Genomic DNA, 12,780 nt, shown 5'->3' with positions numbered 1-12,780 from the left:
TTTGAGTCGCGTGTTCTAGACCCGAAGCGGGGTGATCTAGCCAGGGCAGGTTGAAGCGCCGGGCGGTCCCCCGCCGCTCCCGGGAGTTCGACCAGCAGAGCAAGCGGATTCGACGGCGCGACAAGCAAGACGACAGACAAGCAAGACAAGCAAGACAAGCGACAAGCAAGACGACAGACAAGCAAGGCGAGCAAGGCAAGCAGTTCGACGCGGTGACAGACAAGTTCGACCGCAATAAGGGAAGCCAGATCCCGAGACCGTCCCGTTCCGGCACACGGCCTTGCCGCCCCGACGGCAGACGGAAACTGGCGAAGATCCACCGAACCGGCCCCCGGAGATCGCATACTGCGCTGGTGGTGGAGTACGCCGGACGGCAGGACACGCACCGGACCCCGAACCCGGGACGGAACCTGCACGAGGCCGCCGAGGAACTGCTCGACGAGCTGACCGAGCGCTACGCCGTCGATCGGCGCGAGACCAAAGAGCCCGCCGGTGAGCCGCTCCGGACCGTACGGCTGGTGCCTCGTCACCCCGCGGCCGGGCCCCTCGCCGTGATCTTCACCGACGGGCCGGGGGTGGTGTTGCGGCTCGGCCGCTGGTTCACCGAACCGTTGCCCGGCACCGATGACGTCAGGGAAGCCCCGGAACTCGTCGCCTACCTGCGCGCCCTCGCCGCCGCCCATGTCGAGGGCGGCCTCTGGGAACGGATCCGGCGCGGACTGTCCGGCTCGTGCATCGAGACGCGGCTGATCGGAGCCGGCCTCGAGTCGGCCCGGCAGGCGCCCGTCGACAACGCCGAGGCCCGATCCGCCCGGCGCGAGGGATTCGCCGCCCCCGTCCAGTGGGCACCCTGGCCCCGCCGCGCTGCGTGACCACCGCGGCCGGGCGGCCGAGATCCGCTGGATAGACTCCCGCCGTGGTACCGGAGTGGGACGTAGCCGTGATCGGAGGCGGGCCGGCGGGGCTGGCCGCGGCCCGGGCGGCTGCCTCGGCCGGCGCCCGGACAGTCGTGCTCGAGCGGGCGGAGCACCCGCGTTACAAGACCTGTGGCGGCGGGCTGATCGGCACGTCGCTCAGCCTCGCCGAGCAGCACATCGACGTGCCCGTGCGGGACACGATCGAGGCGATCACGTTCACCGACCGGGGGCGGCGGTCGTTCACCCGGCGCTCCCAGGGCCGGCCCGTGCTCAAGCTGGTGCGGCGGGACGACTTCGACTTCGCCTGGTACGAAACAGCCACCGCGGCCGGCGCCGAGGTGTGGCAGGGCTCGCAGGTTCGGGCTGTCGGGCAGGACGCGGATGCGGCGACCGTGACGCTGTCCGACGGGCGGGTGCTCACCGCGCGTACCGTGATCGGGGCCGAGGGTTCCGCGGCGATCAGCTCGCGGCATGTCGGCGTGACCTTCGAGCAGCAGGATCTCGGGCTCGAGGTGGAGCTCGCCGCCACGCCCGAGGACCAGGCCGCGTGGCAGGGCCGGGTGCTGCTCGACTGGGGCGCCGAGCGGGGGTCCTACGGCTGGGTGTTCCCCAAGGGCGACCAGCTCACCGTCGGCGTGATCATGGCCAAGGGGCGCGGAGCCCAGACCAAGGACTATCTCGCGCTCTTCCTGGCCCAGCTCGGGCTGGCCGGCCGCCGGGTCCTGCGCGACTCGGGCCATCTGACCCGCTGCCGTACGCCCGGAGCCCCCCTCCGCAAGGGCCGGGTCCTCGTCGCCGGGGACGCCGCGGGCCTGCTCGAGCCGTGGACGCGCGAGGGCATCAGCTATGCGTTGCGTTCCGGCACGTGGGCCGGTGAGGTGGCCGCCCGGGCCCAGGACCCGGACGGCCTCGCCGAGTACGAGCGGCTGGTCGACCGGCATCTCGTCCCCGAGATGATCGCCGGCCGGGAGCTGCTCGGCGTCTTCGCCCGCCGGCGCGCCCTGGTGCACGCGGCGATGCGCACCCCGCTGGGCTGGCGGGCGTTCGAGAGCTTCTGTCAGGGCGACCTGACGATGGCGCGAGCGGTGCGCCGCCGGGGCATCCGCACGGCGATCACCCTCCTCGGCGGCCGGGACCAGCAGTCGCCGTCCGGCCGGGACTGATCGGTGGCGGCGGGTCACGCCGCGGCGAGATCATTGCCCGCGGACAGCGGGTCGGCCTCCTCCATGGCCCGGCGCAGCGCGCGGCTGACCTGGTTGAACACCCGGGGGTCCGCGCTCTCGTAGAGATCGGTGGACTGCCCGCGGTAGGTCGCCCGCAGCAGCCAGGACCGGGGCCGGGTGCGCCCCACCAGCACCGTCGCGGAGACCGCGAAGCCGGTCAGTCCCACGGCGGCCACCGCGTGCAGCGGCGCCGCACTCCACAGCGGCCAGGCCGCCACGCTCACCGCCGCCGTGCCGAGCAGAAGAAAGGCGACCGGATAGGTGCCGCTGGTCCGGGATTCCGTGATGGTGACAGTGCGCAGATCGCGAATCAGAAACGTCCTCGTCGACGTGTCGCCGCGCTGAATGAAGTGCTCGCTGGTGACCATCGCGTCCGGCCCGCGGTAGTAGATGCGCATGGCGAACTCCCCCTTCCGCCTCCTTGCGAGGAGGGGGAAAGCGAGCCACCATTGGCGCAGAGAGAATTCCCCGCCTCGCTCGTGTGTCACGAACTCGTGCATCACGAGGCCGAAGGCGTCAACGGCACCCGGTTGCCGCCGGGTGCCGTTGCTGTGCATGCCTCGGTCTCGCTTGTGGCGACCCGCTCGGGAAAAGCCGCCCCGCCCGGGAAAGCCGCCCGATTCAGGAGAGAGCTGCGCCGTTCGGAAAGCTGCTCCGCTCAGCAGAGCCGTCCCGCTCGGACAGCCGCCCCGCTCAGCAGAGCTGCGCCGTTCGGAAAGCCGCCCCGCTCAGCGAAGCCGTCCCGCTCGGAAAGCCCGCCCCGATCAGGAGAGCTGTCCCGCCCGGAAAAGCCTCAGAAAGGCTGCCCGACGAGGAAGCCGCCCGAAATCCGGGTCGTGGATCGTCCGATCGGATCCCGCCGGCGTCGCCCCGGTGAGATCCGGTCGGTCGAGTGCTGCGTGTCGCTGCGGTGCCGTGTGTGTCCTGTCGCTGGGTCGGTTGCTTGTCACCTGTCGCCGGTGTTGTCGCCAAGCCACGGCACCACCCTCCTACCAGGGGAAATCGGCCTGTCGCGGAGCCTCGATCCCCTGTTCTCAGTGAAGCATGCCAGCCAGCCGGCCGCCACACTTCAATCTGCCATATCGCAGATTGCGTACAAGCTCCTCGGGCCCCTCAGCGGGCCAGCAGCACCGTGACCAGGGCAATCGCGGCGGGTACGGCCTGCACGAACAGGATCCGGCGGCTGACCGTCGCGGCGCCAAAAATTCCGGCGATCATGACGCAGGTCAGGAAGAATATCTGGAAGCTCACGTCGCCGGTCACCAGGCCGTAGCCGAGGCCGGCGGCGAGGAAGCCGTTGTAGAGACCCTGGTTGGCGGCGAGGGAAGCGCTCTGGCGGGCGAACTCCTCGGTCAGCCCGAAGGTGGCACGCCCACGATCGGTACGCCAGAGGAACATTTCCAGTACGACAATGTACAAGTGGATGAGGGCCACGAGGCCCACCAGGATTCGCGCAGCCCATTCCATCCGGCCAGAGTAGGCGAACAAGATCCATATCCCGGTCCTGTGGGGGACGGCACTGCACGTTTAGCGCCCCGCGATGGCCGGGTAGCCCCACGATGGCCACATGAATGAGCAGCCTGGGGAGGGTGACCACCAGCATGGAGAGCCGACTCAAGATCGCGGGTCAGGCAGTACAGCCCGTTCTCGTGATGTTTCCGCTCGGCCTGTTCGCCATGGCCGTCTTCTTCGATCTCGCCACGCTGGCGGGCGCTCCCGGCATCATCGGATCCCTCGCCTACTGGAACATCGTCGCCGGCCTGATCGGCGGTGTCCTGGTCGCCGTGGCCGGCGCCATCGACCTGATGTTCATCCCGAACGGCACGCAGGCCAAGCGCATCGGTGTGCTGCAGGGGCTCGCCAACATGGGCGTCCTCATCCTCTTCGCGGTCATCGCCATGGTCCGGATGAGCAGCGCCGACCGGGTGATCGGCGGCGGCCTCTTCGTCGTCGAGCTGCTCGCCCTCGCGGCCGCGGTCTTCGGCGCCTGGTACGGCGGCGAGCTGGTCAACCGCCGCCCGGCCTACGCCCGGGCCCGCGCCGGCACCCGCTGAGCAAATTTCCCCAAGAGCTCAAGGCCCACAGAAATGCCCGGGATCACCGATCCCGGGCATTTCTCATGAGCGAGGCACATCCTCAGGCGTGCTGAAGATCGTGCGCCCCCTCGGCGATCTCCTCGAGCATCTTCTCGCAGAATGCCGGCAGATCATCGGGCTTGCGGCTGGTCACCAGGCCCTGATCCACATAGACCTCTTCGTCCACCCAGGTCGCCCCGGCGTTGGCGAGGTCGGTGCGCAGCGAGGGCCAGCTCGTGAGCGTGCGGCCGTCGACGACGCCCGCTTCCACCAGCGTCCACGGCCCGTGGCAGATGGCCGCCACCGGCTTGCCCGCGGTGAAGAAGTCGCGCACGAACCGGACCGCGTCGGGGTCGGTCCGCAGGAAGTCCGGATTGGCCACGCCGCCGGGCAGCACGAGGGCGTCGTACTGATCGACGTGGGCGTCCTTGACCTGCTTCTCGACCGCGTACGTGCCGGCCTTGTCCATGTGGTTTACGGCCTGGATCTCGCCGCTCTTGATGGAGATCAGCTCCGCCTCGCCGCCCGCGGCCTCGACGGCCTTGCGCGGTTCGGTGTACTCGACCTCCTCGACGCCATCGGTCGCGAGGAAAGCGACGCGCTTACCGCTGATCGAGGTAGCCATGGCGAATTCCCCATTCTCTCGACGTGTGCAAGGAAGCTTCCCCGCGCCGGGAGGGCTAAACGGCGCGTGCGGCCCACGCCGAATCTTCGGCCTGCTTGCGGGCGAGCCCGTCGCGGCCGTCGTACCTGGCGAACTTGGGGAGCGCGAGCGCCATGACCGCCGTACCGGCGATGCAGAGCGCGCCGCCCACCCAGATGGACCCGCCGATGCCCAGGGACGTGCGCGCCATCAGGCCGGACCGGAGCTGACCGAGCAGCGGCCCGGTCGTGTAGCTCAGCATCTCGATGCCGGCGAGGCGGCCGCGCAGGTGGTCGGGGATCGTCTGGCTCCAGATGGTCATCCGGAAGATGCCCGAGACCATGTCGGCCGCGCCCGCGAAGGCCAGGCAGAGCAGGGTCAGCCACAGCATGGTCGACAGGCCCGCGCCGACGATGCCCACGCCCCAGAGGGCGGCGGCGATCAGGACGCCCAGGCCGTGGCGATGGACGTGGTTGGTCCAGCCGGAGACGAGCGTGGCGAGCAGGGAGCCCACCGCCGGGGCCGCGTAGAGGAGGCCGAGGACCTTGGGGCCGCCGAGGTTCATGGCGAGGAACGGGTAGAGGGCCTGCGGCATGCCGAAGAACATCGCGTTGATGTCGACCAGGTAGGTGCCGAGCAGCTCGGGGCGGCTACGGGCGTAGCGGAGGCCGGTGACCACCGAGCGCAGGGAGGGGCGGTCGGCGTCCGGTGGCGGCGGGACGGCGCGGACCATGGTGAGGCACAGGACCGAGACGGCGAAGGTGAGCAGGTCGAAGGCGTACACCCAGACCAGGTCGACCGACGCGATGAGGACGCCTGCCAGGGCCGGGCCGCCGAGCTGGGCGACCTCCGAGCTCAGCGAGCGCAGCGCCATGGTGGCGGGGATCTCCTCCGGGCGCACCAGCCGGGGGAGCATCGCCTCCAGGGCCGGCCGTTGCAGGCCGTCGACCGTCGCGGTCAGCGCGGCGATCAGGAAGAGCGGCCACAGGTGCGGGGTCGGCGCGAGCGAGTTGAGCAGGAGGGCGGCGCAGAGCCCGGCCAGGGCCAGCTCGCTGCCGCGGACCAGCAGGCGGCGGTCGACGAAGTCCGCCAGGGCGCCCCCGACGAACGCCATGACCAGCAGCGGCACCAGCTCGCAGACGCCCAGCAGGCCGACCATGAGCGGATCGTCGGTGAGCTGGGCGACCTGGAAAGGAATCGTGACGTACGTGATGAACGACCCGAAGCTCGTCACCGTCCCGCTGGTGAAGACGAGCCGGAAGTCGCGGGAGGTGCGCAGCGGCGTGAGGTCGATCCCCAGGCGCCGCCGGGGTCGGTCGGTCACGCCGGGATTGTGCCCCGGCGCCGGCCGGGGCGCCTCCGAATTATTTGAGCACCAGGCGGCCGGTGGCCTCGAAGGATGCCAGGTCGGCCAGGGTCTCCTCGATGATCGGGGACCGGCCGCCGGGCAGCGCGTCCAGCGGGAAGAAGCCGGCGTCCACCGACTCGTCGGTGACCCGCTGCAGCTCACCCTCCCAGGTGTGGATGCGGAAGGACATCAGGATCTGCTGGTACGTGTGCCCGAACTGATTGGTGTACGTCACAGCGGTGTGGAACGCGAACGGGGTCAGCGACGTGGCACGCAGGCCCGTCTCCTCCCACACCTCGCGGATCGCGCACTCCTCCATGCTCTCGCCCAGCTCCATGGCCCCGGCCGGGATCGCCCAGCGGTGGTTGTCGGAGCGCTGGATCAGCAGGAGCCTGTTCTGCTCATCGAGGATCACGCCCCGCGCGCCGACGAACAGCAGCGTGTCCTTGTCGCCCACGCTCGTCCGGACCTTGCCCAGGTAAGACTCTGCCCACGTCAATGCCACGGGACAAAGTCAATCACGCCGACTTGCGCGCCGCCTTCTTCGCCGGAGTGGTCTTCTTCGCAGGCGTGGTCGTCTTCTTGGCGGCGGCCTTCTTGGCCGGTGCTTTTTTGGTGGCGGTCTTCTTGGCGGGAGTGCTCTTGGCGGGGGCCGCGGACTCGCCGCGGGCCGCCTTCGCCCGCTCGACGGAGGCCTTGAGCGCGGCCATCAGGTCCACCGCGGCGGCCGGCTCCTCCTCGGTCTCCTCCGGCGCGACGACCTCCCGGCCCTCGACCTTGGCGTCGATGACCTCCTGCAGCGCGGCCCGGTAGTTGTCGGTGAACTCGTCGGGCTTGAAGCTCCCGGCCATCGAGTCGATCAGCGACGCGGCCATGGCGAGCTCGGCGGGCCGGGTCTCGATGTCGTCGTCGAGGAAGCCGAAGTCCGGCGTACGCACCTCGTCCGGCCACAGCATCGTGTTGAGCACGAGCACGTCGTCGTGGACCCGGAGCGTGGCGAGCTGTTCCCGCTGGCGCAGCGCGATCTTGACGAGGGCGACCCGGTCGGAGTCGGTGAGCGCGTCGCGCAACAGGACGTACGGCTTGGCGGCCTGGCCCTCCGGCTCGAGATAGTAGGCCTTCGCGAACAGCAGCGGGTCGATCTGCTCCGCCGGCACGAACTGCAGCACGTCGATCGCGCGGGAGGTGGTGAGCGGCAGCTCGGCGAAGTCCTCGTCGGTGAGGATGACCATTTCGCCGCCGCCGATGTCGTAGCCCTTGGCGATGTCGTCGTACGACACGACCTCGCCGTCGATCGAGCAGGTGCGCTGGTATTTGATCCGGCCGCCGTCCGTGCGGTGCACCTGGTGGAACCGGATGTCCTTTTCCTCGGTGGCCGAATAGAGCTTCACGGCGATCGACACCAGGCCGAACGAGACCGCGCCCTTCCAGATCGCCCGCATGATCCGCCTCCTACCCCGCTGAGCTGCGCCTCGAACCAGGATGGCAGTAGTGGGACTGTTGCGTAAGGTTTCCGGCGGCCGCCCTTCAGAAGTGATCAATGGCGAATTGTCCCCTCCCGGGGAGTGAATGACGGTTTTCGCTCTCCCGTGGGATTGACTGCCTATGGTGATCTCGTGCCGGGCGCCCCTTTGTCTCCGATGCTCGCGACCGCGGGGCCGCTCCCGCTGGGCGCGGGGTGGAGCTATGAGTTCAAGTGGGACGGCGTCCGCGTGCTCGCCTCCTGCACCGGGTCGGGGCCCCGGCTCTGGGCGCGGTCCGGCGCGGCGGTGACGATCGCCTACCCGGAGATCGCCGGCATGCGGCTGCCGCTCGGCACGGTGCTCGACGGCGAGATGGTGGTGCTCGACGCCGCCGGCCGGCCGTCGTTCACGGCGCTGGCGGAGCGGATGCACGTCCGGGACTCGAGCAAGGCCGCGCGGCTCGCGACCACGGTCCCGGCCACCTACATGATCTTCGACCTGCTGAGCGACGGGGGCGAGGCCCTGCTCGACCTTCCGTACGCCGAGCGCCGCGCCCGCCTCGAGGACCTCGACCTCGGCCCGGGGCGGTGGATGGTGCCGCCCGCGTTCCCGGACGGTTCCGCGACCGCGTCCGCCGCCCGCGAGAACAGTCTCGAGGGCGTGGTCGCCAAGCGGCTCGACTCGCTGTACGTCCCCGGGAGCCGGTCGCCGGAGTGGATCAAGGTCAAGTTCGACCGTACCGGGGACTATGTGATCGGCGGCTGGCGAGCCGGCGCCCGCAGGCTCGGCGGCCTGCTGGTGGGTCTGCCGGGCCCGGACGGCCGCCTGCGCTTCCGGGGCAGGGTCGGCGGAGGCATCGGTACGGCGGCCGAGCGCGAGCTGCTCGCAGCGTTGCAGCCGCTGGCCAACCGCGAGTCACCGTTCGCCGCCGGTGCCGTGCCCCGCGAGGATGCGCGCGGCGCGCACTGGGTGAATCCTGAGCTGGTGGTCGAGGTGCGCTACGGCAACCGGACCCCGGACGGGCGCCTGCGGTTCCCGCGGTTCCTGAGGTTGCGCCCGGACAAGACGCCCGCGGAGTGTGTGGAGGACGACGACGATGGCTCCTGAGCGTGTCCGGTTCCCCGTCCAGATCGAGGGGCGCGACCTGGAGCTCTCCAACCTCGACAAGGTGCTCTACCCGGCGGCGGGGTTCACCAAGGGCGAGGTCATCGACTACTACACGCGGATCGCCCCGCTGCTCCTGCCGCATCTGCGGGACCGCGCGCTGACCCGGATCCGCTTCCCGAACGGCGTGGGCGGCGCCAGCTTCTTCGAGAAGAACGCCCCGCCCGGCACCCCGTCCTGGGTGCGCCGCGAGACGCTGCCGGTGCCCGGCTCGACCAAGGCCCGCGAGACGCTCGACTTCGTGGTGGTGGACGATCTCGCCACCCTGGTCTGGGTCGCCAATCTCGCGTCGCTCGAGCTGCACACTCCCCAGTGGCGGGTCGGGCAGCATCCGGATCTGCTCGTCGTCGACCTCGACCCCGGGGCGCCGGCCGCGTTGCGGGAGTGCTGCGCGGTGGCCGTGCTCGTGCGCGACCGGCTGGCCGAGGACGGCTTGGCCGCGTACCCGAAGACCTCGGGCAAGAAGGGCATGCAGCTGTGCGTGCCGATCGCGGGGGAGCAGGACTCCGAGGTCGTCTCGGCCTATGCGAAGCGGGTCGCCGAGGAGCTGTCCAAGCGGGTGCCGGGCTCGATCACGGCCAAGATGGCGAAGGCCGTACGCCCGGGAAAGGTCTTCATCGACTGGAGTCAGAACGCCGCGGCGAAGACCACGGTGGCGCCCTATTCGCTGCGGGCGCAGGACGAGCCGTCCGCGTCGGCGCCACTGACCTGGGACGAGGTGGCGGCGATGGCGCTGGGCGAGCTTCCGGCGCGGCAGTTCACCGCCGCGGAGGTGCTGGAGCGGGTCGGGGAGCACGGCGATCTGCTGGCCGATTTGCTGACCCCTGGGCCTCCGGTGCCGATCGGTTGAGCTACCTTGCGGCGCAAGGTACCGTGTGGCGCATGGCGGACGTGGCGCAGCTGTCGACCGGTCTCCGGCGCGGCACCCTTGAGTTCTGCGTGCTGGCAATGGTCGAGCACGAGGACCGCTATGCGACCGAGATCGTCCGCTCGCTCGGCGACGAGGCCTCCCTGGCGGCCTCCGAGGGCACGATCTATCCCCTGCTGTCCCGGTTGCGCCGGGCAGGTTGGCTGGACAGCAAATGGAGCGAGTCCCCCTCCGGCCCGCCGCGCCGCTACTACAGCCTGACCGACAGCGGCCGGGCCGCGCTGGAGCACTTCCGGGCGGAGTGGGTGTCGTTCCGCCAGACCGTCGACCGACTCGTAGGGACCGGTGCGCGATGAGCCTTGATGACCTGGTCGCCGAGTGGCTGCGCGAGCTCGAGCAGCTGATGCCCGACCTGCCCGTCGTGCAGCGCCGCGAGCTGCTGCGCGATCTCGAGGCGCACATCGCGTCGGAGCGCGCCGACCGGCCCGGCCTGGACGAGACCGAGCTGCTGGAGATCCTCGAGCGGCTCGGCGACCCGCGGGCGATCGCGGCGGCGGCCTACGAGGAGGCGGGGCTCGGGCAGACCGAGGGGCGGGCGTTCGCCGCGGCGGTGCTGACGGCGGCCACCGAGCTGACGGCCGCCTCGCCGGCGCGCTGGTCCGGCCGGGCCGTGGTCGTCACGCCCGCGCCGCCCGTTCTCGACCCCAAGCCCGAGGCGTGGCAGCCGCCGGCGGCCGGCCAGCCCTCCGCGTGCAGCGGGCGCGCCTATGTGGGCGGGAGCCGCAAACCGGGGGCCCGGGGCTCTGCGCGGCCGCCGTCCGGGTTGCCGCCGGCGCCCCCGCCCCCGCTGCCGCCGCGCTGGTCCGGGCCGCCGCGCTGGTCGGGGACGCCGGCCTGGTCGGGGACGCCGCGCAAGCCGGGTCTGGCGGGCATGTCGTGGGGCGTGGTGGCGGCGCTCGGGGCGGCGTTCTTCGTGGTCGTCGTCATGGTGGGCTGCGCCGGGACGATGCTGCTGCACTCCAGCTCCGCCGAGCCGGCGTCGGGCACGGTCGCGCCGGCCGAGCCCTTGGTGGAGACCATCGACTCGGCCGACTCCGCCGACCTCGCCGATCCCGCGGGCCCTGCCGACCCCGCCGGCCTCGCTGATCCCGCGGGCCTTGCCGACCCCGTCGATCCGGCGACCGTGGTGCCGGTCCCGGAGAGCACCGAGTGACGATGAGCGCCGGGGCCGGCGGCCCAGCGGTGAGCGCCGGGGCCGGCGGCCCAGGTCGGTGACGCCGCTCGCCGGGAGCGGCGGCCCGGATCGGTGACGCCGCTGGACAGGCGGCGACCGCTGAGCGGTCAGTCGACCTGGGGCAGCGCCGGGCCTAGGATGTCGTCCGCGTCGACGATCGTGTAGGCGTAGCCCTGCTCGGCCAGGAACCGCTGGCGGTGGGCCGCATACTCGGTGTCGATCGTGTCGCGCGAGACGACCGTGTAGAAGTGCGCCTGCCGCCCGTCCGCCTTGGGGCGCAGGACCCGGCCGAGCCGCTGCGCCTCCTCCTGCCGCGAGCCGAAGGTGCCGGACACCTGGATCGCCACCGCCGCCTCGGGCAGGTCGATGCTGAAGTTGCCGACCTTCGAGATCACCAGTGTGCGCAGCTTGCCCGAGCGGAACTCGTCGAAGAGCCGCTCGCGCTCCTTGTTGGTGGTCGAGCCCTGCACGATCGGGGCGTCGAGATAGTCGCCGAGCTCGTGCAGCTGCTCGATGTAGCCGCCGATGACCAGCGTCTGCTCCTCGGCGTGCCGCTCGATCAGGGCGCGGACCACAGGCAATTTGGTACGCGCGGTGGCCGCGACCCGGTACCGCTCCTCCGCCTCGGTGACCGCGTAAGCCATCCGCTCGGCGTCGGTCAACGTGACGCGGACCTCGGTGCACTCCGCCGGGGCGATCCAGCCCTGCGCCTCGATGTCCTTCCAGGGCGCGTCGTATCGCTTCGGCCCGATGAGGGAGAAGACGTCGCCTTCGCGCCCGTCCTCGCGTACCAATGTGGCAGTCAGACCGAGCCGCCGCCGGGCCTGCAGGTCCGCGGTGAAGCGGAAGATCGGCGCGGGCAGCAGGTGCACCTCGTCGTAGATGACCAGCCCCCAGTCACGCGCCCCGAAGAGGTCGAGGTGCGTGAAGGCGCCGCCGCGACGCGAGGTGAGCACCTGATAGGTGGCGATGGTCACCGGGCGGATCTCCTTGCGTTCGCCCGAGTATTCGCCGATCTCCTCCTCGGTCAGTGACGTGCGCGCGATGAGCTCCCGCTTCCACTGCCGCCCGGCGACCGTGTTGGTGACCAGGATCAGCGTCGTGGCCTGCGCGGTGGCCATCGCCGCGGCGCCCACGAGCGTCTTGCCGGCGCCGCACGGGAGCACGACCACGCCCGAGCCGCCGGCCCAGAAGCCATCCACGGCCTCCTGCTGGTACGACCGGAGCGTCCACCCGTCCTCGGCCAGCGAGATCGCGTGGGCCTCCCCGTCGACGTAACCGGCCAGGTCCTCGGCGGGCCAGCCGAGCTTGAGCAGGGCCTGCTTGAGCCGCCCGCGCTCGGAGGGGTGCACCACGATCGTCTCGTCGTCGATGCGCGCGCCCAGCATGCCCGCGAGCTTCTTGCTCTTGGCCACCTCGATCAGCACGATCTTGTCGAGACCGCGCAGGACCAGCCCGTGCGTCGGGTCGTTGGTCAGCTGCAGGCGGCCGTAGCGGTCCATGGTCTCGGCGACGTCGACCAGCAGCGCGTGCGGCACCGGATAGCGCGAGTATTTGATCAGTGCGTCGACGACACCCTCGGCGTCGTGCCCGGCCGCCCGGGCGTTCCACAGGCCCAGCGGGGTCAACCTGTAGGTGTGCACATGCTCGGGGGAGCGCTCCAGCTCGGCGAACGGGGCGATGGCCATGCGGCACGCCTGCGCGTCGGGGTGGTCGACTTCCAGCAGCAGGGTCTTGTCGGACTGCACGATCAGAGGTCCAGCGCTCACCAAAGCGCCCCTTCCGCAGACGAGGTGACCCTCCAGTCTGACACGGTCCGCGGAGCATCGAAGAAAGTTGAAGAGG

The 12,780-nt window shown here is 70.9% G+C and carries 14 protein-coding genes; 7 read left to right on the top strand and 7 right to left on the bottom strand.

Translation table 11 applies throughout. The features are described from left to right. Positions 1–353 precede the first annotated feature (353 nt). Together RBH18_RS11715 and RBH18_RS11710 are read left to right on the top strand one after the other, a co-directional pair. Positions 354–872 carry a DUF6226 family protein gene (locus RBH18_RS11715; RefSeq protein ID WP_306206811.1) on the top strand — a complete coding sequence of 173 codons (519 nt, stop codon included), beginning with the start codon at positions 354–356 and terminating at the stop codon, positions 870–872. Between the two features lie 44 nt (positions 873–916). After that, positions 917–2,080 (top strand): geranylgeranyl reductase family protein, encoded by a 1,164-nt coding sequence (locus tag RBH18_RS11710; RefSeq protein ID WP_306206808.1) that lies wholly within the window; start codon positions 917–919, stop codon positions 2,078–2,080. Positions 2,081–2,094: 14 nt separating this feature from the next. Here RBH18_RS11710 and RBH18_RS11705 read toward each other — a convergent pair whose 3' ends face one another. Continuing rightward, positions 2,095–2,538 carry a DUF6232 family protein gene (locus RBH18_RS11705; RefSeq protein ID WP_306206806.1) on the bottom strand — a complete coding sequence of 148 codons (444 nt, stop codon included), beginning with the start codon at positions 2,536–2,538 and terminating at the stop codon, positions 2,095–2,097. Between the two features lie 715 nt (positions 2,539–3,253). Continuing rightward, complete coding sequence (locus tag RBH18_RS11700) at positions 3,254–3,607, bottom strand: DUF1304 domain-containing protein (protein WP_306206804.1); 354 nt, start codon at positions 3,605–3,607, stop codon at positions 3,254–3,256. Positions 3,608–3,741: 134 nt separating this feature from the next. Between RBH18_RS11700 and RBH18_RS11695 the strand changes: the two genes are divergently transcribed. Next, entirely contained in the window at positions 3,742–4,194 is a 453-nt protein-coding gene (locus RBH18_RS11695) for a DUF2231 domain-containing protein (protein WP_306206803.1), read from the top strand. Positions 4,195–4,276: 82 nt separating this feature from the next. Here the strand turns inward: RBH18_RS11695 and RBH18_RS11690 are convergent, their stop codons facing one another. The 4 genes from RBH18_RS11690 to ku are packed head-to-tail and all read right to left on the bottom strand — an operon-like array spanning position 4,277 to position 7,648. Continuing rightward, positions 4,277–4,840, bottom strand: a complete 564-nt coding sequence (locus RBH18_RS11690; RefSeq protein WP_306206801.1) for a type 1 glutamine amidotransferase domain-containing protein — start codon at positions 4,838–4,840, stop codon at positions 4,277–4,279. A gap of 55 nt (positions 4,841–4,895) precedes the next feature. Then, positions 4,896–6,182, bottom strand: coding sequence for an MFS transporter (locus RBH18_RS11685; protein ID WP_306206799.1), 1,287 nt, complete (start codon positions 6,180–6,182; stop codon positions 4,896–4,898). Between the two features lie 40 nt (positions 6,183–6,222). Beyond that, complete coding sequence (locus RBH18_RS11680) at positions 6,223–6,711, bottom strand: NUDIX domain-containing protein (RefSeq protein WP_306206797.1); 489 nt, start codon at positions 6,709–6,711, stop codon at positions 6,223–6,225. A 13-nt stretch (positions 6,712–6,724) separates the two neighbouring features. Continuing rightward, positions 6,725–7,648: a non-homologous end joining protein Ku gene (gene ku / locus RBH18_RS11675; protein WP_306206795.1), complete on the bottom strand. Its 924-nt coding sequence runs from the start codon at positions 7,646–7,648 to the stop codon at positions 6,725–6,727. 174 nt (positions 7,649–7,822) lie between these two features. On the opposite strand from ku, the gene ligD (RBH18_RS11670) reads away from it, so the two are divergent. Genes ligD (RBH18_RS11670) through RBH18_RS11655 form a run of 4 tightly spaced genes read left to right on the top strand, consistent with a single transcriptional unit; the run spans position 7,823 to position 10,914 of the window. After that, entirely contained in the window at positions 7,823–8,776 is a 954-nt protein-coding gene (gene ligD / locus RBH18_RS11670) for a non-homologous end-joining DNA ligase (RefSeq protein ID WP_306206793.1), read from the top strand. After that, the gene (gene ligD / locus RBH18_RS11665; RefSeq protein ID WP_306206791.1) at positions 8,766–9,683 is read left to right on the top strand and encodes a non-homologous end-joining DNA ligase; all 918 of its coding nucleotides are present in this window, start codon (positions 8,766–8,768) and stop codon (positions 9,681–9,683) included. The genes ligD (RBH18_RS11670) and ligD (RBH18_RS11665) overlap by 11 nt, the downstream gene beginning before the upstream one ends. A 32-nt stretch (positions 9,684–9,715) precedes the next feature. Then, entirely contained in the window at positions 9,716–10,057 is a 342-nt protein-coding gene (locus RBH18_RS11660; RefSeq protein WP_306206789.1) for a PadR family transcriptional regulator, read from the top strand. Continuing rightward, positions 10,054–10,914, top strand: coding sequence for an HAAS signaling domain-containing protein (locus tag RBH18_RS11655; protein ID WP_306206787.1), 861 nt, complete (start codon positions 10,054–10,056; stop codon positions 10,912–10,914). Before RBH18_RS11660 ends, RBH18_RS11655 begins: the two co-directional genes overlap by 4 nt. Before the next feature lie 128 nt (positions 10,915–11,042). Here RBH18_RS11655 and RBH18_RS11650 read toward each other — a convergent pair whose 3' ends face one another. Then, complete coding sequence (locus RBH18_RS11650) at positions 11,043–12,704, bottom strand: DNA repair helicase XPB (protein WP_306206785.1); 1,662 nt, start codon at positions 12,702–12,704, stop codon at positions 11,043–11,045. Positions 12,705–12,780 lie beyond the last annotated feature (76 nt).

Source organism: Actinoplanes oryzae (genome assembly GCF_030757795.1).
Classification (GTDB): Bacteria; Actinomycetota; Actinomycetes; order Mycobacteriales; family Micromonosporaceae; genus Actinoplanes.
The sequence above is the reverse complement of the archived record's forward strand: the minus strand, read 5'-3'. Positions and strand labels throughout refer to the sequence as shown.